Raw genomic sequence first — 21,430 nt, forward strand, 5'->3', positions numbered from 1 at the left:
GAGGAGGGCCGCAACGCTTAACCCCTTTTGCATCCCCTAGCTCGCGCCCGTGAGGCGCCGGTGAGAGCTTTTGACGGCGGTCGGTGGAGCACAGGCTCGAGGTTAGACCGAGTCGGAAAGGGTCGGACATGCATATCATCATCACCGGTGGCGACTCCGGTATCGGCCAAGCTCGGGCCGTAGCTCTGCAGGCCAAGGACAACAAGGTCACCATCACCGGCCGACGCCGGGCCGCCCTCGACGAAACCACCCAAGCAAACCTGCGCATGGAGACGATGGCGCCGGACGTGACCGATCCCGCCGCGATCCGGGCGTGCGCAAGCGAAGTCATCCGCCGGTGTCCGACGCTCAACGTGGTGATCAACAACGCCGGCATCGTGAAGCCGGAGAACGTCGTCAACAACATAGCGGACCTCATCGTCGCCCAAGAGGTCTGTGTGCAGCAGGTCGGCTTCCTGCGCTACGCCGAGTCCAAGAGCGCCTTCTACACCACCTTCGCCATGCTCAGCGGAATCCTCCACTGTAAACGGGCCAACAAGCCTACAATCGATCCAGGTTACTTGGAAGGTGACGGCGATGATCAACGAAGACCATCTGGGCCTCAACCGGCGGGAAGTCGTGGCCGCCGGGACCGCCGCTGCGGTGTTGCCGGCGAACACGGCGGCCGCGCCCCCCGCCGAAGGCGGCGTGGTCCTCCAGATCAATGGCGTGGGCCATGATCTCGGAGACTTGGATCCGCGGAGCACGCTTCTGGATGTTCTGCGCGAACGGATCGGCTTGTCCGGAGCCAAGAAGGGCTGCGACCACGGCCAGTGCGGGGCGTGCACGGTGCATATCGATGGCCGGCGGGTGGTTTCATGCCTGACTCTGGCTCGCCAGGCCGAAGGGCGCGCGGTCACCACAATTGAGGGGATCGCGAGCGCCGACGGTCGGCTGCATCCCATGCAGCAGGCCTTCCTCGACCATGACGCCCTGCAATGCGGCTACTGCACCCCGGGCCAGATCATGTCCGCGATCGCCTGCGTCAAAGAGGGCCATGCCTACAAGGTCGACGACATCCGCGAGTACATGAGCGGCAACCTGTGCCGCTGCGGCGCCTACGTCGGTATTGTCGCGGCGATCGAGCAGGTCGTGGCGCAGGGGAGGGCGGTATGAACCCCTTCGACTACACTGTCGCCCACTCGGTCGACGCGGCGGTCAGCGCCCTGGGCGGCTCGGGCCGTCCATCAAAGATCCTGGCGGGGGGCACAACCCTGGTGGATCTCATGCGGCTGAACGTTGAGCAGCCTGCGGCCGTCGTCGACATCACCCGTATTCCCGGCCTCAACCACATCGACACCGAGGGCCGGGAGGCCCTGGTGTTCGGCGCGCTAGCCCGGATGAGCGACGTGGCCGACGATCCCGTGGTGCGCCGGGACTATCCGGTCCTGTCCGAGTCCCTGTGGCGCGCCGCCTCCCAGCAGTTGCGCAACATGGCGAGTCTGGGCGGCAATCTGCTCCAGCGCACCCGGTGCGCTTATTTTCGCGACCGCCAGTACCCCTGCAACAAGCGCGAGCCTGGGACCGGGTGCTCCGCGCTCGAGGGTCTGAACCGCGGTCACGCCGTTCTCGGGGTCAGCGACCAGTGCATTGCCGTCTATCCTGGGGACCTCGCCATAGCCCTCGTGGCGCTGAACGCCTCGATCGACGTGCAGAGCACGGCCGGGGCGCGGACGCTCAGGGTCGCGGATCTGCACCGCGAGCCCGGTCAGACCCCCAACCTGGAGACGGCGCTGCGGCCGGACGAGCTGATCCTGCGCATCCGGGTCCCTAAGAGTCGGCTCGGCAAGGCCTCGACCTATCTCAAGATCCGCGACCGGGAATCCTACGCTTTCGCCGTCGCGTCGGCGGCGGTTGCGCTCGATATGGACGGCGACGTGATCCGTGACGTCCGCATCGCCGTGGGGGGGCTAGCGACCCGGCCGTGGCGAGCGCACGCGGCCGAGCAGAGCCTGGTCGGCAAGACCTTTACCGAGGCCGCCGCCGCCCAGGCGGGTCGGCTTTCACTCCAAGGCGCAGCGACACGTCCACAGAATGCTTTTCGGGTCGAACTCGGCGCCAACACGGTGGCCGAAGCCCTTAAGATCGCGCGAGAGAGGGCCTGACGATGAGCAAGACCAAGTTGGGCGCGAATGCCGAGCGGGTCGATGGCCGGGACAAGGTCATGGGCAAGGCGATCTACGGCGCCGATCGCATTCTGCCGCACATGGTGCATGCGCTTCCAATCACCGCGACGGTCGGCAAGGGCAGGATCACCAGCATCGATCTGGGCGCCGCCGAAGCGGTCAAGGGCGTGCTGGTGGTGCTGGACTACCGCACCCTGGGCCGCCTCAAACCCGTCGTCTTCTCCTTCGCCGGCGGCCATGCCATCCAGAGCCTGCAGCCGCTGCAGTCGGCCGACGTCGCTTATCGTGGACAGGCGGTGGCCCTGGTGATCGCCGAGACTTTGGAAGCGGCCTATGAGGCCGCGCCCCTGGTGAAGATTAGCTACGCGGCCGAACCGTTCGAAGTGGAGATGAGCGCGGCGGGGCAGGAAGAGGTCAAGCAGGCCGTCGCCGCGCCCTATTTTCCCGACTTCGTGCATGGAGACCCCGAGGCCGCCGTCGCTGGTGCGCCGGTCATCTTGGACGAGGTCTATCGGACTTCGCCCCAGCACCAGAACCCGATGGAGCTGTTGTCCGTCGTCGCGGAATGGGATGGCGACCACCTGACTATCCATGAAGGATCCCAGGCGTCCCAGGCGATGCAGTGCGGGCTGGCGGTTCAGCTCGGCATTCCCGCCGACAACATACGGGTGATCTCCCCTTACGTCGGCGGCGGTTTCGGCCAGCGTGGATCCTTGTCGCCCCACACCATTCTGGCGGCGGTCGCCGCCCGCAAGGTCGGTCGGCCCGTCAAGCTGACCGTTCCCCGCTCCCAAGTGTTCCACGCCACCAGCTTTCGAGGGGCCAACGAGCATCACGTCCGCATCGGAGCCACTCGCGACGGCCAGGTGACCGGGGGCGTGCACCTCGTCCGCGCACAGACCTCCCGGTTCGATCTCATGCCCTATACGGGGGAGGAGACCACCTCGCGCATGTACGCTTGGCCCGCCTTCAGGGGCGCGACCACCCTGGTGAAGCTGGACACCCAGACGCCGGGCTTCATGCGAGCGCCGATGGAGATGGGCTCCTTCTTCGCCCTGGAAAGCGCCATGGACGAGTTGGCGATCAAGCTCGACTTGGATCCCGTCGCCTTGCGGCTGAAGAATGACGCTGTCGCCGATCCGATCACCGGAAAGCCATTCTCGTCTCGGCGGCTGAAGGAGTGTCTGGAGCGCGGCGCCGCCCGCTTCGGCTGGGACCGGCGTTCGGCGACGCCCGGATCGATGCAAGATCCGGACGGCGTCTTGATCGGCTGGGGCGTCGCCGCAGGCGCTTACCCGGGCTACATCGGGCCGGCGCTGGCCAAGGTGCGACTGCAGCGGGGCGGCAAGGTCATCTTGTCGGTCGGCGGTCACGAGATGGGGCAGGGCATCCGCACCGCCATCGCGGTCGTGGCCGCGTCCGAGCTTGGGGTCGATCCAGAGACTATCGAGATCCGGATCGGCGACACCGCCTATCCACCCCAGCACACAACCGCCGGCGCGTGGGGCGCGGCGACCGCGACTATGCCCGTTCGCGACGCTTCCCGGGCCATCCGCCAGCAGTTGGCGGGATTGGCCACCAAGCAGAAGGGCGGTCCGTTGCACGGGCAGGACCCGACCTCGCTCACGCTGCAGGATGGCTGGCTCAGCGGGTACGGCGGCCGCCAGCGTGTCGACGATATCCTGCGAACCGCGAGACTTCCGGGTCTCGACGGTGAAGGGCGCGGCGATGTGCCAGGCCTCAAGCCGGACGCTCTAAAGCAGGCGGCGATCGGTAAGATCTCCACGGCTGGGCCGGAATTCCCTGACCACGTGTCGTTCTCCTTTGTCGCGCACTTCGCCGAAGTCCGTATCGATCCTCGTCTACCGCGCCCCCGGGTGACCCGGTTCGTGACCGTGGTCGATTGCGGTCGCGTGATCAGCCGCCGGACAGCTGAGAGCCAAGCCTACGGGGGGATCGTTTGGGGTATCGGCTCGGCGCTGTCGGAAGGCAGTGAGGTGGATCCACGGTTTGGCGGATTCCTCAACAACAACATTGCTGAATACCAAGTCGCAGTGAACGCGGACGTGCGGCGCTGCGAGGTCGAGTTCATCGACCGGGAGGATACGAACTTTAACGGGCTTGGCGCCAAGGGGCTGGGCGAGGTGGTGTGCGTCGGCGCGGCCGCGGCGGTCGCCAACGCCGTCCACCACGCTACCGGACGGCGGGTGCGAAGCCTTCCCATCCGAATGGAAGAACTCCTGGCCTAAGGCCGGCAGCGGGGCCTCATAAAAACTGCAAGTCCAAAGCGATCGTCACGGCAGTGTCACACCAAATTTACGCATGCTCACTGCGTGGTGCGTGCCTTTTCCCCGCTTGGAACAAGCAGGGCCAGGAGGCGGCAGGCAGATCGGAAACACGATGATCTTCCTTAATCCAATCTCGGCTGTCACCATCATGATGCTTGCCGGCGGATGGTCCGCGTCGGTCGTGGCGCCGCCCGGCCCCGCACCCGCCGCAGCCCAGACTGGTCCGACGGCGCCCAACTTCGCAAGGGCAACGTCGACGTTGCGGAGCACCGGAATGATCAACGCTTGATTTTAACGTCCCGTAGAACATCTTGGCGTAGAGTGCGGCATTCGTAAAGAATTTCTCGTTGGTCAGGGCTCCATGAGCGTCAAAGCGATGATCATCCGCCACCGATTCACTTTGAGCGACGCGGCGTTGATCAGCAGTGTCGTGGCGGCAGGTCTGCTGGCAGCTTGGCAGTTCGATATATTTCCGAATGAAACGGCTAACGTCCGCGAGGGCGTACTCGAGTTTGATGAGGTCTTCGCCGTTTGCGCCCTGGGCTTCGCCCTGTTCTCCTGGACGCGGATGCGCGCGCAGATGCGGGAGGTGCGCCGCCGCCGCGCCGCCGAGGCGGAGGCCCGCGCGCTGGCCTTCGAAGATCCGCTAACCGGCCTTCCGAACCGTCGGCAGTTCGACGCGGCGCTGAAGCACGCCTTGGCGGCCCCGCCGGGCGCCGACGCGGTCCATGCCGTCTTCATGCTCGACTTGAACGGGTTCAAGCGGATCAATGATCTTCACGGTCATCCCGTTGGAGACGAGGCGTTGATCCAAACAGCGCACCGCCTGCGTCGGGCGGTTCGGGAGGACGACATGGTGGCGCGGCTGGGCGGCGACGAGTTCGCCGTGCTCGCCCGCCATCTCTCGGGCGCCGAAGCCGCGACGGGCCTCGCCCGGCGGATCATCGATATGCTGGGGCCGCCGGTGACCGCGGGGGGCGGCGAGCATCAGATGGGCGCGGGGATCGGGATCGCGCTTGCGCCGTTGGATGGGACCGACGCCGAGGCGCTTTTACGCAAGGCGGATGTGGCCCTCTATCGGGCCAAGGCCGAAGGCGTCAGCGCGCTGCGCTTCTTCGAGCCGGAGATGGACCAGAACATCAAGGCGCGGGACCGGCTGGAGCGCGACCTGCGCGCCGCGATCGGCTCGGCGGCGCTCGAGGTGCTCTATCAGCCCAGCATCGGCCTCGGCTCGGGACGCCTCGCCGGGTTCGAAGCGGTGATCCTCTGGCGCCATCCAGAGCTTGGAGCGCTCGACGCCGGGCGGATCATCCCGATTGCTGAGGCGGCGGGATTGATCCCAAGCCTCACCGACGACCTGCTTTCCCGGGCCTGCCGGGAAGCGGTCCGCTGGGACCGCGACGTGATTTTATCGTTCAGCATCTCGCCGGTTCAGCTTCGCGACCGCACCTTCGGTCTGCGGGTCATGAGGATCCTCGCCGATGCGGGTTTGCCGCCTCCGCGCCTGGAACTGCAGATCACCGAAAGCGCGGTGGTGGCCGACCTTGACGGCGCGCAGCAAGTCTTGGGGCCAATCCGGGCGAGCGGCGTGAAGATCGCCCTGAATGACTTCGGAACGGGCTACTCCAGCCTCTACCATCTTCGCAATTTTAAACTGGACCGCATCAAGATCGACCGCAGCTTAGTACAGGCGATGGGGAGCAATCCGCAATCGGCCGCCATCGTGCGGGCGCTTGTCGGTTTGGGCGCCGGCTTAGGTCTGACGGTCGCGGCGGAGGGTGTTCAGGATTTGCAACAGCAGACCATGCTCGCCCGGGACGGGTGCCAAGAGGTTCAAGGCGACGCCGGACCCCTCTCGGCGGACGCTGCGCTCGACTTGATGTATTTGGATGCGTCGAAAACTCTAAACGCCGGCTGATCGCGGACCAGATTTGCACGGATAACGGGAATATCTTGGATTCGCCTGACTTTACTGTTCGGGGGAAACGCTATGGGACATTGCCTAACTACAGAATCCCTCTTCAACACGGACCGCGCGTCGCGCTTTCGGCAGACCGTCCTCGCGGGCAGCGAGATTCTCACATACGCCGAGTTGCGGGCGCTCGCCGACGATCTGCACAAGCGAGCCCGGTTGCGGCGTCCGCGCCCTTTCGCGGCCTACCCTGAGCAACGTTCGTTCAAACCTCGCACGTCGGTCAGCGTCTGAAGCAGGGCCGCCACGCGGAGGGCTGCCGAAGTGATCGGCTGAATCTTGAAGACGACGGCGCGGTCTCGATTTTTCAATCTCGGCTGTTCGCGCAGATCGCCCACGTCTTGGACATCCATTTCCTGATGACCCCGCTAGCTAGGGTGAACGCCGGCCACGATTTTGGCGGGCTCATTAAGCATGTGATGGGGTGTTCTGATCTGGACGGCCACGCCGCGATGGATGGCGAGGGCGCTGTCAACCAAACGCACCTGGAGCCGTTGTTCACGCCTTTTTAGGGCAGATGGATCAAAACTGCAGGGCCCGCCGGTTGCGTCCCTTCTTGTTCTGCAATGGAATGCGATGACGGCCGCCTCCGAACAGGAAGCAAGCCGGGGCGGAGCCACGCCCGGAATATTTGCGCTGACAATGCCGCTTAGGCGTCAAAAGGGGGAAGCCCGTGTCCAGATCCTTGACTTGGGTGGCGTCCCTGGCGGGTGTGCTGGCGCTGACGGCAGGGGAGGCGCGGGCGACTGTCGACCCGGCCCTGTTCCAGCAGTTGCACTGGCGCTCCATCGGCCCGTTCCGGGGCGGGCGCGTGCTGGCGGTGGCCGGGGCGCCGGACGATCCCAAGCGGTTCTACTTTGGGGCGGTGAACGGCGGAGTCTGGCGTACCGACGACGTCGGACGCACCTGGCAGCCGATCTTTGACGATGCGCCGGTGGGTTCGATCGGCGCCATCGCCGTCGCCCCGTCCGCCCCGAACGTGCTGTACGTGGGGACCGGCGAAGCGGACATGCGCTCCGACATCGCCCAGGGGGTGGGCATGTTCCGCTCCGCCGACGGCGGCAAGACTTGGAGTCCCATCGGGCTGGAAGACACTCAGCAGATCGGCAAGATCCTGGTCGATCCTCGCGATCCGAATATCTTGCTGGTGGCGGCGCTCGGCCACCCCTACGGTCCGAACGCCCAGCGCGGCGTATTCCGCTCCACCGACGGCGGGAGGACTTGGACCAAGACCCTGTTCAAGGACGCCGACACCGGCGCCATCGACATGGTGTTCCAGCCCGGAAACCCCGACGTGGTCTACGCCGCCCTGTGGCAGACCCGCCGGCCGCCGTGGAACGTGTATCCGCCCTCCAACGGGCCGGGCACAGGGCTCTACAAGTCCGCCGACGGCGGTCGCACCTGGAAGCCGCTGACCTCTGGCCTACCCAAGGCGCCTGGCCGCATAGGACTCTCCATCAGCGACGCCGCGCCGAACCGCGTCTACGCCTTGATCGATGCGGACGATGGCGGGCTGTACCGTTCTGACGACGCGGGCGCGACCTGGGTGAAGGTCACCGGCGACACCCGCATCTGGCAGCGTGGCTGGTATTTTGGCGGGATCACGTCCAACCCCAGGAACGCCGACGAGGTTTGGGTCTGCGACACCATCATCCTGAAGTCGGAGGATGGCGGTAAGCACTTCCTGCCGGTCAAGGGCGATCCCACCGGAGACGACTTCCACACCCTCTGGATCGACCCGGTCAATCCCGACCGTCGCATCCTGGGGGTGGACCAGGGGACGCTGGTGACCCTGAATGCTGGCCGGACCTGGAGCAGCTGGTTCAACCAGCCGACCGGCCAGTTCTACCACGTGGCCACCGACAACCGTTTCCCCTACCGCGTCTACGGCGCCCAGCAGGACTCCGGGGCCGCCGGCGTGCCGAGCCGCACCGACGCGGGCGAGGACGGGATCAACATGACCCAGTTCCACGAGATCACCGCCGGCGGGGAGAGCGACAACATCGCCCCCGACCCGGACGATCCCGACACCATCTACGGCGGCCGGGTGGACAAGCTGGACCTGAAGTCTGGCCAGACGCACGATGTGGACCCCACCCTGGCCTTTCCCGCCGCCTATCGCGGGACCTGGACCTTACCGCTGGTGTTCGGCAAGCGCGACCACGCGCTGTATTTCGGCAACCAGCGCATCTTCCGCACCAAGGACGGCGGGGCGCACTGGACGCCGATCAGCCCGGACCTGACCCGGCCCACGCCCGAGGTCCCCGCCACCCTCGACGCAGCCACCATCGCCGACGCGCCGCTGTCAGGTCCGAGGCGAGGCGTGGTCTACGCCATCGGCCCTTCGCCTTCGACGCCGGGCCTGATCTGGGCCGGCACCGACGATGGCAAGGTCTGGCGAACCCTCGACGACGGCGCCAAGTGGCAGGACGTCACGCCGAAGGGGCTCGCCGCCTGGTCCAAGATCGGCGTGGTGGAGCCTTCCCACTTCGATGCTCAGGTCGCCTACATCGCCGTGGATCGCCACCGGCTGGACGACCCCAGGCCCTACCTCTACCGCACCCGCGATGGCGGGAAGAACTGGACGCCGATCACGCAGGGCTTGGCTGTTGGCGTGCTCAACGCGGTCAATGTGGTGCGCGAAGATCCGGTGCGACCGGGGCTCTTGTACGCGGGGACCGAGTATGGCGCCTTCGTCTCGTTCGACGACGGGGAGGCGTGGCGGCCGCTGCAGAACGATCTGCCGCGAACCTCCGTGCGCGACATCGAGGTCCATGGCGACGACCTGGTGATCGCCACCCATGGGCGCGGCTTCTATGTGCTGGACGATATCGCCGCCCTGCGCGACCTAGCCGTCGACGCGCGGCCGGGCCTGCGCCTGTTCGCGCCCGCCGTGGCGATCCGCCAGCGGGTGTCGGCCTTCACCGGTACGCCCATGCCCAAGGACGAGCCGCTGGCGGTCAACCCGCCCATGGGCGCGAATATCGACTACCTGTTGCCAAATGCCCCGCGCGAGCCGGTAGAGATCACCATCCTCGACGCCCAGGGGCGCGAAGTGCGTCGTTTCAGCAGCGTCGACGTCCCACCGTCGCCAGACCTGGCCAAGCTCGACATCGCCCCAGAATGGCGCACGGTCGAGACGCCGCCGGCCGCCACGCCGGGGGCGCATCGCTTCGTGTGGGACCTGCATTACGCTGCTCCCGCAGGTTTAACGCCCGGCAAGAAGCGCGGCGGGGCTGGGGTATGGGCGCCGCCGGGACGCTACACAGTGGCGCTGACGGTGGACGGCCGTACGCTGCGCCAGCCGCTGGAGCTGCATCCCGATCCCCGTCTCAAGGTGACGCCTGACGATTTCGCCAGGGAATTCGCGCTGGCGCGCCGACTGGAAGCCGCGCGCGCCCGAGCCACGATGGCGCTCGACGACGCCAAGGACATGCACCAGCGCCTCGTCTCGACCGCCGCCGACCGGCCTGAGCGCCGGGCGGAGCTGACGGCGCTGGACGCACGGCTGCAGGTGCTGGCCGCCGTGCCGGTGGAGGGGCCACGTGCTGGACCGCCGGTCCCGCCCCAGACCGCCGAAGCCCTCGCCGACATCGCGGTGCGCCTGGACGCCCTGGCGCAGGCGGTGGACGGCGCCGATGGGGCGCCCACGCCGGATGCGGAGAGCGGTTACGCCCAGGCCAGCCGGGCGCTCGATGCGACGCTAGCGAAGTGGACGGTGCTGCGCGTCGAGGCGGATGGGATGTTAGGTCCATCTCAAACGCCGGCGAGGGCGAGAATTTCGCGTTCGGTCAGCTCTTTGAAACGACGCATTGCATTGGCGCCTTAAAGCCGTCCGCGTTGGCGTCGAGAACCATGGACGCCGCCGAAGGGGGAGGGCCCCACTCGCAGTTGGCCACGAGTAATTAATTTCGTGTGGAATGCTGTGGCGACGCCCCGCCGGTGGCGTCCGACAGGTATGAAGTGGCGAATCCTGAGAGCGTCCGTTACGGCTCCTAGCCTTTGGGGGCGTCTGCGGCCGGGGAGGGGCGAGCCGGCGCGATGGATGTTGTTCGCCCTCATCGAAGGTATGGCTGAACTTCTGCGACGCCACCTCCAGCACGCCCCCGACAGTCCGCTTCCGAGTGGCGCCGGCGCCATAATGGCTTGCGCGTGCTGGACTTATGTCGCGCACGGACGCTTTGCTTTTCGTGGTGTGCTCTCGGCATTCAGGCCCAGGCTCTACAGTATTGCGCCCTTTCTCGCTGTGAGCTGGGGGGCTGCAGATTTTCAGTCACTTATCGGTGTCTTGGGGATAGGCGGTGTTGGCGGCGGCGCCCTGGGATGGGCGCTCGGCGGGATCATCAAATACACGTTCGTCCGTGCGGTTATTTGGCCGCATAGCAGTGTGACCGAACGCACCTTGATATGACGACGGCCGTCGATGCGCGCCTTCTCGCCCGTGCGACCGGGTGTAGCTGCGCTGGGGTGTGGTTGCCGCAACCGCCTGTCGTTATCGTGGGCGGCGCCGTTTGTGGAATATATCCTCTCCCAAGTGCAGAGTGACATCGTGGAGGACCGTTGAGCATAGTAGTTGGCTATGCTGCGGGCTCTCAATCCATGCGGTTTACGATTTGAGTGTGCATAAGGCGCAGCCGGCGCCGCTGATCGAGAGCTACCTGGCGGCGCGACCGGATCTGGTGCGCTTTTTCACCGCGCGCCTGCACTCCAGGGAAGCGGCTGAGGACTTAGTACAGGAAATGTACGAGCGTGCGTTGCGCGTTCCTTCCGATGAAATTATCGCCAATCCAATGGCCTACCTCTATCGCCTGGGGTCGAACCTGTTGCTGGACCGGGCCCGCTATAACGGCCGGCGCGCGGCGCGCGAGACGGCCTGGTCTGGGCTGAGCGGCGTCAGGCTTGGCGGCGTGGATATCGTCGACGCGCCCGCCGCCGATGATGCGCTGGACGCCAGACAACGCCTGCACCGTTTGCTCGCCGCCGCTGAGCAATTGCCCCCGCAGACCCGGCGCGCGTTCCAGCTTCACAAGCTGGAGGGGCGCAGTCATGCCGAGACCGCCGTCGTGATGGGCGTGTCGCGTAGCGCCGTGGAAAAGCACATCAGCGCTGCGCTCAAATTCTTGCTGGCGAAGCTGTGATGCGGCGCAGATTTGAGGTGTTCATTGCTCGGCGGCGTCTTTCATTTGGGCTGAAGAGGGAGATCGGGCGCAGATGATGGGGCAGGCGGATCACGGCTCGCCCGCATTGCGCGACCAGGCGGCCGAATGGGTGACGCGTTTATCCGGCGACTCCGTCGTCGAAGCTGATTGGCTGGCTTTCCAGGCCTGGCTCGATGCAGGGGGCGAAGGCGATGCGCGGCGCGCGGCGTTCGATCAGGCGCAGGCCATCTGGCTGGAACTGGATGCGGCGGTTCAACCCATTTCAGCTGCAGGTCGTCCCTTCGCCCGCGCCGCGAGGCGAAGCATCGGAGACGCCAAGTGGTGGGGCGTCGGTCTGGCGGCGGCATGCGTTTGTGCATTTGTGGCGCAGTCGCTGAGGACGGTTTCCGTCCCCGCGGCTCCTGTGTCCACGACCTATGCAACCGGGATCGGGGAGCGTCGGATCGTGCGGCTGCCGGATGGCACGCGCATCGATCTCAATGCGGGCTCGCGCCTGACCGTCGCCTATGTCCCCGGTGAGCGTCGCGTGCACATGGAAGAGGCGGAGGCGGCGTTCGACGTGGTGCACGACGCCAGCCGGCCGTTCGTGATCACCGTCGGTGACGGACAGGTCCGCGTTCTAGGGACGGCGTTCGATATCCGACACTATGGGGGCGACACCCAGCTCAGCGTGTCGCGTGGCGTGGTGCAATTAACTACCCAAGGACAGGCGATCCGTTTGGCCCAGGGGAGCGCGGCTTCTCACCATGAAGGCGGTTCGATCCAGACGCTCCATCAAGATCCCGGGGCGGCGCTGGCTTGGAGAGAGGGCCGACTGCTCTACATCGACCAGCCCCTGGCCCGCGTGGTGGCGGACCTGAACCGGCAGTTTCCGCGTCCAATACGTGTGGCGGACGCGCGGGCGGCTAAGCTCCAGTTCACCGGTGTGATCGTACTCGGCACGCAAGCGCAGACGCTCCGGCGTCTGACGGCCTTGCTGCCGCTTCAGTCGCGGGTTGTCGGGGACGAGGTCGTGCTAAGCTCACGCCGACCCTGACTTCCGCCTCCCTGGCTGCAATTGAAGCGACGTAACCGCAGGGCCGCCATGGTGGCCACATTCATTGGCGCGGTCCCGTTCGCGGCCCGAGCGGCGGAGCCAGGCATCCGCTTCGACGTGCCGGCGCAACCGGTTGCAGACGCTGCGCTCGCCGTCGCTTTGCAGGGCGGCCTCTCGCTGAGACTTGAAGCGACCTGTCACGGCCGCAGCCCCTTGCTGGCGGATCGACTTACCGCGAAGCAGGCGATGACGCGCGTCCTGGCCGAGAGCGACTGCGCACCGGTCTGGATCGACGCTCATACGCTTCGTATCGGAAGGCGGCCTACATCAACGCCGCCGCTAGCGCGCGGGCCTGTGACGTCCCCGGCCAAGTCCACTAGCCCGAGCGAGGTGGTCGTGACCGCAGCCAAACGCGATGTCGCAGCTTTCGACCTGCCTGGTTCGGTGACGCAGGTCGACGCGGACCGGCTCTCCGCGACCGACAGCCTGGATATCCGCGACCTGCGTCTACTGGCTTCTGGCATGACGGTGACGAACCTGGGCCCGGGCCGCGACAAGGTGTTGCTGCGCGGCCTTTCGGACGGGGCCTTCACGGGCCACACCCAGTCCACCGTCGGCATCTATTGGGAGGAAACGCCCACCACCTACAATGCTCCCGATCCAGACCTGAGATTGGTCGACGTTCAGTCGGTCGAGGTGCTGCGGGGGCCGCAGGGCACCCTCTACGGGGCCGGCGCGATCGGCGGGGTCGTCAGCATCGTGCCGAACAAGCCCGCGTTCGACCGCGCATCCGGTTCGCTGTCGGCCACCGGCGCCGCCACCGCTTCGGGCGCGCCCAGCGCTGCGGGCGAGGGCGTGTTCAACACCCCATTGCTGGACGGCAAGGCCGCCGTACGCCTGGTCGCCTATGGCGAAGAGGATGGCGGCTACATCGCCGAGCCCCTGCTGGGCGTGACACACTCCAATGGGGTCCAGCGGGTCGGGGTGCGGGGGGCGTTCAGCTTCAAACCGACCCCCGATTGGATCGTCACGCTCGGCAACACCTATCAGGACATCTATAGCGCAGACACGCAGTACACGACCGGCGGCGCCGACAGCTTGGCGCGGGATACGCAGGTGCGCGAGCCGCACGACAACGATTTCGAACAGGCCTATCTCGACATCTCGGGACGTGGCGGCTGGGGCGACGTCCGCGCGGTGACTTCGTTCATCCACCACGAGTTCGACAGCCGCTACGACGCCACCGACGCGCTGGCCGATTTCGGCGGGCCAGCAGGCGCGCCGGCAGCTTACGACGACGACACCTTGATCCGTCTGACCTCCCAGGAGCTCGACTACCACCCACCGGCCTGGGGGCGGTTGAAACTGCTCATGGGAGCCTACGGGGCTTATGGCGACGAACACGAACAGACCCGGCTGGGCCTGACGACCGGCGCGCCGGCCCTTTATACCGAGGACCGCACCGACCGGCTGGTCGATTTGGCCCTGTTCGGTGAAGCCGATTACGCCCTGAGCTCGCGGTTCGACCTCACCCTGGGACTGCGGGCCTTCTATGCGCAACGGCGAACCGTGTCGTCGGTGGTCGAGGGGGGAGACCGCGATCCGTTTTCGGGCAGCACCTCAATGCACGATGTGGCGCCCAAGCTGTCGCTCCAATATCGCATCGCCCCTTCGGCCATGGCCTATATCCTGGCTTCGGAGGGCTATCGGGCCAGCGGGTTCAACACCGCCGGGACCATTGGGCAGGCCTTCAGTCCCCAGGGCGGCCAGCAACCCAACCGCACCTATCAACCCGACACCCTCTGGAACTACGAGATCGGCGCCAAGGTGCAGGCCTTTGACGGCCGGCTCGATGCGCGCACCGCCGTCTATTACGACATCTGGCGCAAGCTGCAGGCGGACCAGTTCCTTCCGTCCGGCCTGGCCTATGTCGCCAACGTGGGCGACGCCCAGGTCTACGGCTGGGAATGGGAAGTCAGCGTTAAGCCGATCAAGCGGTTGACGCTGCAGCTGGGCGCGCTGTTCACCGCTCCGGACCTCCATGAGGTCGATCCGACCTTCGCAGCAGGGCGGTCCGACTTCACCCTGCCAGGCGTACCGCGTCGCTCGATCAACGGGCAGGTCGGTTATGACCTTCCCCTGGGGAACGAGCACACCCTCTCGTTCGACGCGACGGCGGTCTATGTCGGACACTCCTACCTCTTCTTTGGTCCGCAACGTTCCGCGACCATGGGCGACTATCTGGACGCGAGAATTTCCGCGGCTTTCAAGTGGCCTCGCTGGGCTTTGACCCTGTTTGTCGAGAACCCGGCGAACAATCGCGCCGACACCTTCGCCTTCGGCAACCCATTCAGCCTAGCGGCCGCCCCTCAGACTACGCCGCTCCGCCCACGGACAATCGGCCTGACGGTGAAGCGCGACTTCTGAGGCGAAGAGAATCTCTTCCGCCGATGCCCCGCTCGGCGGCCTTGGATCACTGCGGGGACAGCTTGGTGAAAGCTTGGAGGGCTAGTTTCGATTGAGGTGTGTTCCGGTTGGCGGCGTCAAGCAAAAGGCGCGGCGCCAATCGCTTCGGCAAACGCTCTGGGCGCCTTGAATGTCGTGGGTATCTTTGGGGGTAGGATTGAGACGTTTGGGGGCAAAGAGGGCCGCGGATGAAACGACAGCGTTGCGACCGCGCCACGTCGTTCGCAAGCGCCAACGTTTATGCGGAGCCGCCATGGCGGCGTTCGGCCTGCTCTTAGCTGGCGGTGCGCACGCGGCGCCCGAAGAAATCCAAGTGTATATGGACGAGATGAGCGACCCAGGTCAATTTGGGCTCGACGTTCATAACAACTATGTCGCCACTGGCGATCTCGTCCACGATTATCCAGGTCAGCAGCAGTCGCTTGAGCAGTATCGGGTCACCCCCGAATTTGCCTATGGCATAACTAAGAACCTTGAATTCGGACTGTACATGCCCTTGGCCACGCTGGACCGGACCGGCCGTTTCGGGATCGACGGAGCCAAGCTGCGCCTCAAGTTCATCGCGCCAAAAAACGATGGCCAGGACTGGTTCTGGGGCGCGAACTTCGAGATCGGGGCGGTGGATAAGAAGCTCGACATCAATCCCTACAATGCCGAACTTAAGGGCATCATCGGCAGGCGCATGGGGCCTTGGACGGTTGCCTTCAACGCTAACGTGGATTTCAAGGTGTCGGGGCCGCAGAGCGCGCCGGCCGAGTTGGATTTCGATACCAAAATCAGCTACGCCCTAACCAAGACCTTCGCCGTGGGGGTCGAGACATATAACGGGGCTGGAAGCTTTAACCGCTTCGGAAATTTCGGCGAAAGCGATGAATCGACCTTCTTAACGATCGATAAATCGATTGGTCATTGGGATATCAATTTTGGCGTCGGCTCCGGTTACGGGAGCAATCCCGACCATCTGATCATCAAGGCTATAATAGGCGTCCCGATCGACGATCCTGCTTGAGCAAGGGGGCAACGTTGGCGGGTGTGCGCACGACTAGCTTGTCCGGCGCGATCTGGCGTCTCGCCAGCGCCGAGGCGGGCAGAAGGCGAGACCTCGCTTCGCCCATCTGGACCTTCTCGCCGGGGTCACGGCGCTACTCCCATCTCCTTGGCGGCGACCGTAGCTGCGGTCGCTGCGTCGTCTTCCTTCCGGATACCCGCGATCCCCACGGCGCCGATGACCGTTCCGCCGGCCCTCAATGGCGCTCCGCCGCGAAGCGCGGTCAGGCCGACGGTCGCCAAGCCGAAGCGGCCGCTAGCCACATTGGCCTCCAGCTCCTCGGTGGGACGTTGTAGCAGGGCGGCGGCGCGGGCCTTGCCGATGGCGAGCTCTATGCTGCCCGGGCGCACGTCGTCCATGCGTTCGAAGGCGAGCAATAGGCCGTCGGCGTCCACCACGGCTATGGCGGCCGGATCTTTTGACTGGCGGGCCAGCCGTTCGGCCCTCCGCAGCGCCGCCTGGGCGCCGGCCTGGGTGAGGATCGGCGCCATGCGCACTAGAGGCGCCGGTTGGGCGAAAGCAGGGGTGGACGCGAGGGCGGTAGCGGCCGCGAAGTTCAAGATACAGGTGCGAAGGGTCATGGTCGGGTCTTTCTCGAAGTGGATCAGACGGTGCGTGGATGGTCTGGACCTAGATGTCGTGAAGGTCCGTATTTAGGCGATCGGCTCAGGGGGCAAAAAACCCGTTCCGGCTGCTCCGAAAGTCCGCTGTCCGGCAGAAAGGTTAGGCGATGCCCCGCGGGCCTTGCCGCCAGGCCACCGGCCGCGGGCGAATCTCCTGATCAATAAGTCCCGCATGCATCGCCAGCTGGTGCAGGGAGGGCGATTCTCGGTAGTCCAAAGCACAGTAGCATTGCGATTCCGGCGGCGAGAGTTAAATGTCGGCCATCGGAATGTGCAATGGGAGTAAAAGTGCAAATCAATCGCAGATGGGTTGGATTTGTTTTATTGACGGGTATTGTGCTGGGTGGGACCGCGGCCATCGCCGATCCGCTTGACATCAGCGGAGCGAAGATCGTCCGCGAAGGTAACGGCCATGGCGCTCCGGCTTGTACTTCCTGCCACGGGGTGGACCTGGACGGTTCACTTGAGACCGGTGCGCCGGCCATCTCAGGGAAATCGCCCAAATACCTAATCATGCGGCTTGAACATTACGCAGGCCCACAAGGCCACAACGCCGCGATGCGGCGGGTCGCCACCTCGCTTAGTCCGCGGGAGCGCATTGAGGTGGCCAACTATATTGCAGGGCTACCTGCTCGCAAATAGGGATGAGGAGGCTTACTCTCCACGGTAGGTTAAAGCAGCCGCAACTGGTTCGGCATGCTACCGCCTGTGCGCGAGCACGCCATTCCGATGCCGCACGCGATGGAACGGCGGCTATCTGGCCTCCACCCTTGACCCCTCGGGCGCATGCACGCGCGCCCACAGGGCGACGAAGCCCAGACGCGAAGCCCTTGATACGGCTGAGGTCAAGTTGCGTGAGCTGTTGCGCGAAGTCGTGGAGATTCCATGAGTGAGGCGACCGGGGCCGAGAGCAAGCCCACCACTGGTGGTCCGCTGGAGGTGCTGGCCGTCTTCCTGAGGCTTGGCCTCACCGCGTTCGGTGGCCCGATCGCCCACCTCGGCTATTTTCGCGAGGAGTTCGTGGCCCGGCGCCGTTGGCTGAACGAGGCCGCCTACGCGGACCTAGTCGCCCTTTGCCAGTTTCTGCCGGGGCCGTCCTCCAGCCAGGTCGGCTTCGGCATCGGTCTCCTGCGCGCGGGGCCGCTTGGGGCTCTAGCGGCCTGGGCCGGTTTTACCCTGCCGTCGGCGATCCTGATGACGGCCTTCGCCTTTGGCGCCGCGGCCATGGGCGGGCCAATCGCCCACGGCGCCATCCATGGGCTGAAGCTGGTCGCCGTCGCTGTGGTCGCGCACGCAGTCTTCGGCATGGCCAAGACGCTGACGCCGGACGCCCGCCGCGCCGGGATCGCCGTGGGCCCGGTCGCGATCGTCACCTTGGCGCCGGCAATGATGGGTCAGATCGCGGCGATCGGGTTTGGCGCGCTGGCAGGATTTATCCTCTGTCGAGGGACGAGCGACAGCGAGCCGGCGGGCCCCTTGTGGCGGATATCTCCGAAGGTTGGGATCGTCGCCTTGGCGGCCTACCTGCTCTTGATCGTGGGCGCACCGGTGCTGGCCGCTTCGACCGGCGACCCAACCATCGCCCGCTTCAGCGCCTTTTATCGTTCCGGCGCCCTCGTCTTCGGCGGCGGCCACGTCGTGCTGCCGCTCTTGGAACGGGCCGTAGTCGATCCCGGGTGGGTCAGCCCGGGCGCCTTCTTGGCTGGCTATGGCGCCGCCCAGGCCATGCCCGGGCCGCTCTTCACCTTCGCCGCCTATCTCGGCGCCGCGGCGTATGGGCCTCCGAACCGAGTCGCCGGGGCGGCGCTCGGCCTCTTCGCCGTCTTCCTGCCAGGCCTATTGGTCCTCCTCGCCGCCCTGCCGTTCTGGTCGCAACTTCGCAGCCGTCCCGCTGCACAGGCCACGATGCGAGGCGCCAACGCGGCCGTGGTTGGCCTGCTCGCGGTGGCGCTTTACAATCCAGTGTGGATCAGCGCGGTGCTGGACCCGATCGACTTCGCCTGTGTCCTGAGCGGCTTCGCGCTGCTCACGGCCTTTAAAGCCCAGCCGGTCGTCCTGGTGATCCTGGGGCTTGCCGCCGGCGTGGCTCGGGCGGTTTGATCGCACTCCATCACTAGTTCGGTGGGGCTCGTAGGGCGGTGGGGCGAGCCCCTGAATTGTCGCAAACGCGACATCGAGGTTTCCACTAGACCATCACGAAAACAGCGGAAGCATTGCTCCAGTTGATGGCCTTCATGAAGGCGTCCACATACGCTCCGGCGTTGGCGCCGTAGTCGATCGCGTAGGCGTGCTCGTACATGTCCAGCGCCAGAAGTGGCGTAGAACCGGCCAGGGTCATGGTGTGGTCGGCGGCCCACTGGTTAAGCAGTCGGCGATCGCGATTGCTCCAGGTCAGGAGCACCCAGCCCGAACCGCCGCCTAACGCTTTGCCCATAGCGGCGAATTCCGACGCCCACCGGTCATAGCCGCCGAAATCCTTGGCGATCTGCTGCTCCAACAGCGGCGCGCGCGCGGACGGCAGGCCCAGGCCGGCGAAGTATAGCTCGTGCAGGATCATCGAGTTCCAGGCGATCAACTCCTCGCGCTTCAGCCCATTGAGCATGAAGCCCGGAGCCTTGGCGGGGTCGAGCGCTGCGGTCTGGCTGGTGATGGCGCCCAACCGCTTCACCGCGCCAACGTAGTTGTTGTCGTGGTGGCTGACGAGCAACCGTTCGGACAGGCCGTGGATCGACTTGGGGTCGAACGGGAGCGGCTTGGCCTGCGGTGAGTAGGTCTCGCCGACGGCCGCGCGCGGGGTTTGCGCCTGGACGAAGCCGCTCGACGAAGCGACGGCGCCGAGCGTGACGGCGGCAGCCATGAGGCCGCGACGATCCAGCGTGCTGGGGGAGTCGAATGAGGGCATGGCGGCGTTCCTGGAACGGTGGCGACGCACCTGGGGCGGTGCGTAATCCACTCCCGGTCGCAGGCCTCGTTTAAGGCAGTATTAGGGGCCCCGACTTCGCCTGGAGTTCGCCCAATTCAACGGCCAGCATGGCCCAATGCGAGCAGCTTGTTATAGGGTCCCTACCTATCCTATGCTGCGGTATGAGCCATACGATCGAACACAAGGACAAGCTCCTGGCGCGCGCACGCCGCCTCAGGGGACAGGTCGAGGCGATCGAAAGAGCGCTCGCCAGCGAGGCGGGCTGCGAGAAGGTCATGCACCTGCTGGCCAGCGCCCGCGCCGCCATGGCTGGGTTGATGGCCGAAGTGGTCGAGGACCATGTGCAGACGCACCTGGTCGATCGGGAGAAGCACCCCGACGCCTTCAACACCGAGGCGGCTGATCACCTGCTGTCGGTCATTCGAACCTATCTGAAGTAGGAGGCGATCCGTGACCAACGCTCACACCAGCAGCCCGCATGCCGCTCATGGGCACGTCTTTCTCGCGCCGAGCCATCAGGCCAACGAGCGACGCGCCTGGGCCGTCATTGTCATCTGCGGCGTGATGATGGTCGGCGAGATCGTCGGCGGCCTCATTTTCGGGTCGATCGCGTTGGTCGCGGACGGCCTGCACATGTCGACCCACGCCGGCGCTTTGCTGCTGGCCGCGCTCGCCTACACCTATTCGCGCCGACATGCCGACGATCCAAGTTTCACCTTCGGCACTGGCAAGTTCGGCGATCTGGCCGGCTTCACCAGCGCCATCGTCCTGGCCATGATCGCGCTCCTGATCGGCTACGAAGCCGTAACGCGGTTCCTCCACCCGGTGCCGATCCGCTTCGGCGAAGCGATCCCGATCGCCGGCCTGGGCCTCGCTGTGAATATCGCCAGCGCCTGGCTGCTGAGCGCTGGGGGCCATCATCACCATCATGGGCATGGCCACGAACACGGGCATGGACACGACCATGAGGACGAGGCCTTCGAGGTCGCGACACCGACCGGAGCCGTTCTTGTGACCGTGTTCGAGGACGGGGTCCCACCGCGTTTCCGCGTGCGGCGCGAGGACGGCGCGTCGCTCGATCCGACCAAGGTCACGATCGAGACGATCCGCTCGGACGGGGCTCGGCAGACCTTCCGGTTCTCGGAGCTGGGCGATCTCGTCGAGTCCGTCGAGGAAATCCCTGAACCGCACGCCTTTACTGCTCGCCTGACCATCGACGGTGAAGAGCACGCCCTGGTGTTCGCCGAGCACGGGCACGGAGCGCACGACCGCGACAACAACATGCGAAGCGCCATCGTCCATGTCATGGCGGACGCCATGGTCTCGGTCCTGGTGATCGTCGGTCTCATCCTGGCCCAGCGGCTCGGCTGGCTCTGGATGGACCCGCTCGCAGGCGTCATCGGAGCCCTGGTGATCGCAAGCTGGTCCTATGGGCTCATCCGGGACACCGGCGCGATCCTGCTGGACATGAATCCCGATCGTCGGCTGACCGCTCAAATCCGCCAGATCGTCGAGGCGTCCGGCGACGCCGTGGCGGACCTGCACCTGTGGCGGCTGGGGCCGGGGCATCTCGGCGCGATCCTCAGCGTTTCCAGCGAGGCGGGGCGAAACGAGGCCTATTATCGCGCCAAGCTCGCGCGCTTTTCGACGTTGTCGCACCTCACCGTCGAGATCGTAGCCGCGCGGAAGTGGGCGAGGGCCGCCTAGGCAGGCCATGCTCTTAAAACTGCCCTAAACTGGCGCAGGCAAA

General features: G+C 65.8%; 18 protein-coding genes. 14 read left to right on the plus strand and 4 right to left on the minus strand.

The genetic code is table 11. The annotated features are described in order from the left end of the window. Window positions 1-128 precede the first annotated feature (128 nt). From GSQ87_RS22675 to GSQ87_RS03925, 4 genes are read left to right on the plus strand one after another with little or no spacing between them, the layout of a single operon-like run. The gene (locus GSQ87_RS22675; RefSeq protein ID WP_158913409.1) at window positions 129-719 is read left to right on the plus strand and encodes an SDR family NAD(P)-dependent oxidoreductase; all 591 of its coding nucleotides are present in this window, start codon (window positions 129-131) and stop codon (window positions 717-719) included. After that, complete coding sequence (locus GSQ87_RS03915; RefSeq protein WP_254062734.1) at window positions 688-1,155, plus strand: (2Fe-2S)-binding protein; 468 nt, start codon at window positions 688-690, stop codon at window positions 1,153-1,155. The genes GSQ87_RS22675 and GSQ87_RS03915 overlap by 32 nt, the downstream gene beginning before the upstream one ends. Next, window positions 1,152-2,144 carry a xanthine dehydrogenase family protein subunit M gene (locus GSQ87_RS03920; RefSeq protein WP_158913413.1) on the plus strand — a complete coding sequence of 331 codons (993 nt, stop codon included), beginning with the start codon at window positions 1,152-1,154 and terminating at the stop codon, window positions 2,142-2,144. Before GSQ87_RS03915 ends, GSQ87_RS03920 begins: the two co-directional genes overlap by 4 nt. Before the next feature lie 2 nt (window positions 2,145-2,146). After that, window positions 2,147-4,414: a xanthine dehydrogenase family protein molybdopterin-binding subunit gene (locus tag GSQ87_RS03925; RefSeq protein WP_158913415.1), complete on the plus strand. Its 2,268-nt coding sequence runs from the start codon at window positions 2,147-2,149 to the stop codon at window positions 4,412-4,414. Window positions 4,415-4,459: 45 nt separating this feature from the next. Here the strand turns inward: GSQ87_RS03925 and GSQ87_RS03930 are convergent, their stop codons facing one another. Next, a complete protein-coding gene (locus GSQ87_RS03930; RefSeq protein ID WP_158913417.1) occupies window positions 4,460-4,735 on the minus strand; it encodes a hypothetical protein in 276 nt (91 codons plus the stop codon). Between the two features lie 118 nt (window positions 4,736-4,853). On the opposite strand from GSQ87_RS03930, the gene GSQ87_RS03935 reads away from it, so the two are divergent. Further along, complete coding sequence (locus GSQ87_RS03935; protein WP_216838968.1) at window positions 4,854-6,371, plus strand: bifunctional diguanylate cyclase/phosphodiesterase; 1,518 nt, start codon at window positions 4,854-4,856, stop codon at window positions 6,369-6,371. A gap of 239 nt (window positions 6,372-6,610) precedes the next feature. On the opposite strand, the gene GSQ87_RS03940 is transcribed toward GSQ87_RS03935, so the two are convergent. Further along, window positions 6,611-6,763 carry a hypothetical protein gene (locus tag GSQ87_RS03940; protein ID WP_158913421.1) on the minus strand — a complete coding sequence of 51 codons (153 nt, stop codon included), beginning with the start codon at window positions 6,761-6,763 and terminating at the stop codon, window positions 6,611-6,613. A 335-nt stretch (window positions 6,764-7,098) separates the two neighbouring features. Here GSQ87_RS03940 and GSQ87_RS03945 point away from each other — a divergent pair, with 335 nt between their 5' ends. The 5 genes from GSQ87_RS03945 to GSQ87_RS03965 all read left to right on the plus strand — a co-directional run bounded on the left by GSQ87_RS03945 (window position 7,099) and on the right by GSQ87_RS03965 (window position 16,095). Then, the gene (locus GSQ87_RS03945; RefSeq protein WP_216838970.1) at window positions 7,099-10,254 is read left to right on the plus strand and encodes a sialidase family protein; all 3,156 of its coding nucleotides are present in this window, start codon (window positions 7,099-7,101) and stop codon (window positions 10,252-10,254) included. Between the two features lie 790 nt (window positions 10,255-11,044). Next, window positions 11,045-11,563, plus strand: a complete 519-nt coding sequence (locus tag GSQ87_RS03950) for an RNA polymerase sigma factor (RefSeq protein WP_158913423.1) — start codon at window positions 11,045-11,047, stop codon at window positions 11,561-11,563. A 73-nt stretch (window positions 11,564-11,636) separates the two neighbouring features. Then, window positions 11,637-12,620 carry a FecR domain-containing protein gene (locus GSQ87_RS03955; RefSeq protein ID WP_158913425.1) on the plus strand — a complete coding sequence of 328 codons (984 nt, stop codon included), beginning with the start codon at window positions 11,637-11,639 and terminating at the stop codon, window positions 12,618-12,620. 396 nt (window positions 12,621-13,016) lie between these two features. Then, window positions 13,017-15,047: a TonB-dependent receptor gene (locus GSQ87_RS03960; protein WP_158913427.1), complete on the plus strand. Its 2,031-nt coding sequence runs from the start codon at window positions 13,017-13,019 to the stop codon at window positions 15,045-15,047. Between the two features lie 292 nt (window positions 15,048-15,339). Then, window positions 15,340-16,095 (plus strand): hypothetical protein, encoded by a 756-nt coding sequence (locus tag GSQ87_RS03965; RefSeq protein WP_158913429.1) that lies wholly within the window; start codon window positions 15,340-15,342, stop codon window positions 16,093-16,095. Window positions 16,096-16,220: 125 nt separating this feature from the next. Here GSQ87_RS03965 and GSQ87_RS03970 read toward each other — a convergent pair whose 3' ends face one another. Next, window positions 16,221-16,715 carry a heme-binding protein gene (locus GSQ87_RS03970; protein WP_158913431.1) on the minus strand — a complete coding sequence of 165 codons (495 nt, stop codon included), beginning with the start codon at window positions 16,713-16,715 and terminating at the stop codon, window positions 16,221-16,223. A 330-nt stretch (window positions 16,716-17,045) separates the two neighbouring features. Here GSQ87_RS03970 and GSQ87_RS03975 point away from each other — a divergent pair, with 330 nt between their 5' ends. After that, on the plus strand, window positions 17,046-17,399 hold the full coding sequence (locus tag GSQ87_RS03975) for a c-type cytochrome (RefSeq protein ID WP_158913433.1): 354 nt from the start codon (window positions 17,046-17,048) through the stop codon (window positions 17,397-17,399). A gap of 243 nt (window positions 17,400-17,642) precedes the next feature. Further along, window positions 17,643-18,857 carry a chromate efflux transporter gene (gene chrA / locus GSQ87_RS03980; RefSeq protein ID WP_158913435.1) on the plus strand — a complete coding sequence of 405 codons (1,215 nt, stop codon included), beginning with the start codon at window positions 17,643-17,645 and terminating at the stop codon, window positions 18,855-18,857. A gap of 85 nt (window positions 18,858-18,942) precedes the next feature. On the opposite strand, the gene GSQ87_RS03985 is transcribed toward chrA, so the two are convergent. Continuing rightward, window positions 18,943-19,659: a superoxide dismutase gene (locus tag GSQ87_RS03985; protein ID WP_158913437.1), complete on the minus strand. Its 717-nt coding sequence runs from the start codon at window positions 19,657-19,659 to the stop codon at window positions 18,943-18,945. Window positions 19,660-19,841: 182 nt separating this feature from the next. On the opposite strand from GSQ87_RS03985, the gene GSQ87_RS03990 reads away from it, so the two are divergent. Together GSQ87_RS03990 and dmeF are read left to right on the plus strand one after the other, a co-directional pair. Beyond that, entirely contained in the window at window positions 19,842-20,120 is a 279-nt protein-coding gene (locus GSQ87_RS03990; protein WP_158913443.1) for a metal/formaldehyde-sensitive transcriptional repressor, read from the plus strand. Window positions 20,121-20,130: 10 nt separating this feature from the next. Beyond that, window positions 20,131-21,387, plus strand: coding sequence for a CDF family Co(II)/Ni(II) efflux transporter DmeF (gene dmeF / locus GSQ87_RS03995; RefSeq protein WP_158913444.1), 1,257 nt, complete (start codon window positions 20,131-20,133; stop codon window positions 21,385-21,387). The last annotated feature ends 43 nt before the right edge of the window (window positions 21,388-21,430 follow it).

It is taken from the genome of Caulobacter sp. S45 (genome assembly GCF_009765965.1).
In the GTDB taxonomy this organism is placed as follows: Bacteria; Pseudomonadota; Alphaproteobacteria; order Caulobacterales; family Caulobacteraceae; genus CAHJWH01.

Bases quoted from the DNA above. Each gene is read 5' to 3' on its own strand.
- GSQ87_RS03955 (WP_158913425.1), top strand. From the start codon at position 11,637: ATGATGGGGCAGGCGGATCACGGCTCGCCCGCATTGCGCGACCAGGCG.
- chrA (WP_158913435.1), top strand. From the start codon at position 17,643: ATGAGTGAGGCGACCGGGGCCGAGAGCAAGCCCACCACTGGTGGTCCG.
- GSQ87_RS03920 (WP_158913413.1), top strand. From the start codon at position 1,152: ATGAACCCCTTCGACTACACTGTCGCCCACTCGGTCGACGCGGCGGTC.
- GSQ87_RS03985 (WP_158913437.1), bottom strand. From the start codon at position 19,659: ATGCCCTCATTCGACTCCCCCAGCACGCTGGATCGTCGCGGCCTCATG.
- GSQ87_RS03965 (WP_158913429.1), top strand. From the start codon at position 15,340: ATGGCGGCGTTCGGCCTGCTCTTAGCTGGCGGTGCGCACGCGGCGCCC.
- GSQ87_RS03990 (WP_158913443.1), top strand. From the start codon at position 19,842: ATGAGCCATACGATCGAACACAAGGACAAGCTCCTGGCGCGCGCACGC.
- GSQ87_RS22675 (WP_158913409.1), top strand. From the start codon at position 129: ATGCATATCATCATCACCGGTGGCGACTCCGGTATCGGCCAAGCTCGG.
- GSQ87_RS03925 (WP_158913415.1), top strand. From the start codon at position 2,147: ATGAGCAAGACCAAGTTGGGCGCGAATGCCGAGCGGGTCGATGGCCGG.
- GSQ87_RS03970 (WP_158913431.1), bottom strand. From the start codon at position 16,715: ATGACCCTTCGCACCTGTATCTTGAACTTCGCGGCCGCTACCGCCCTC.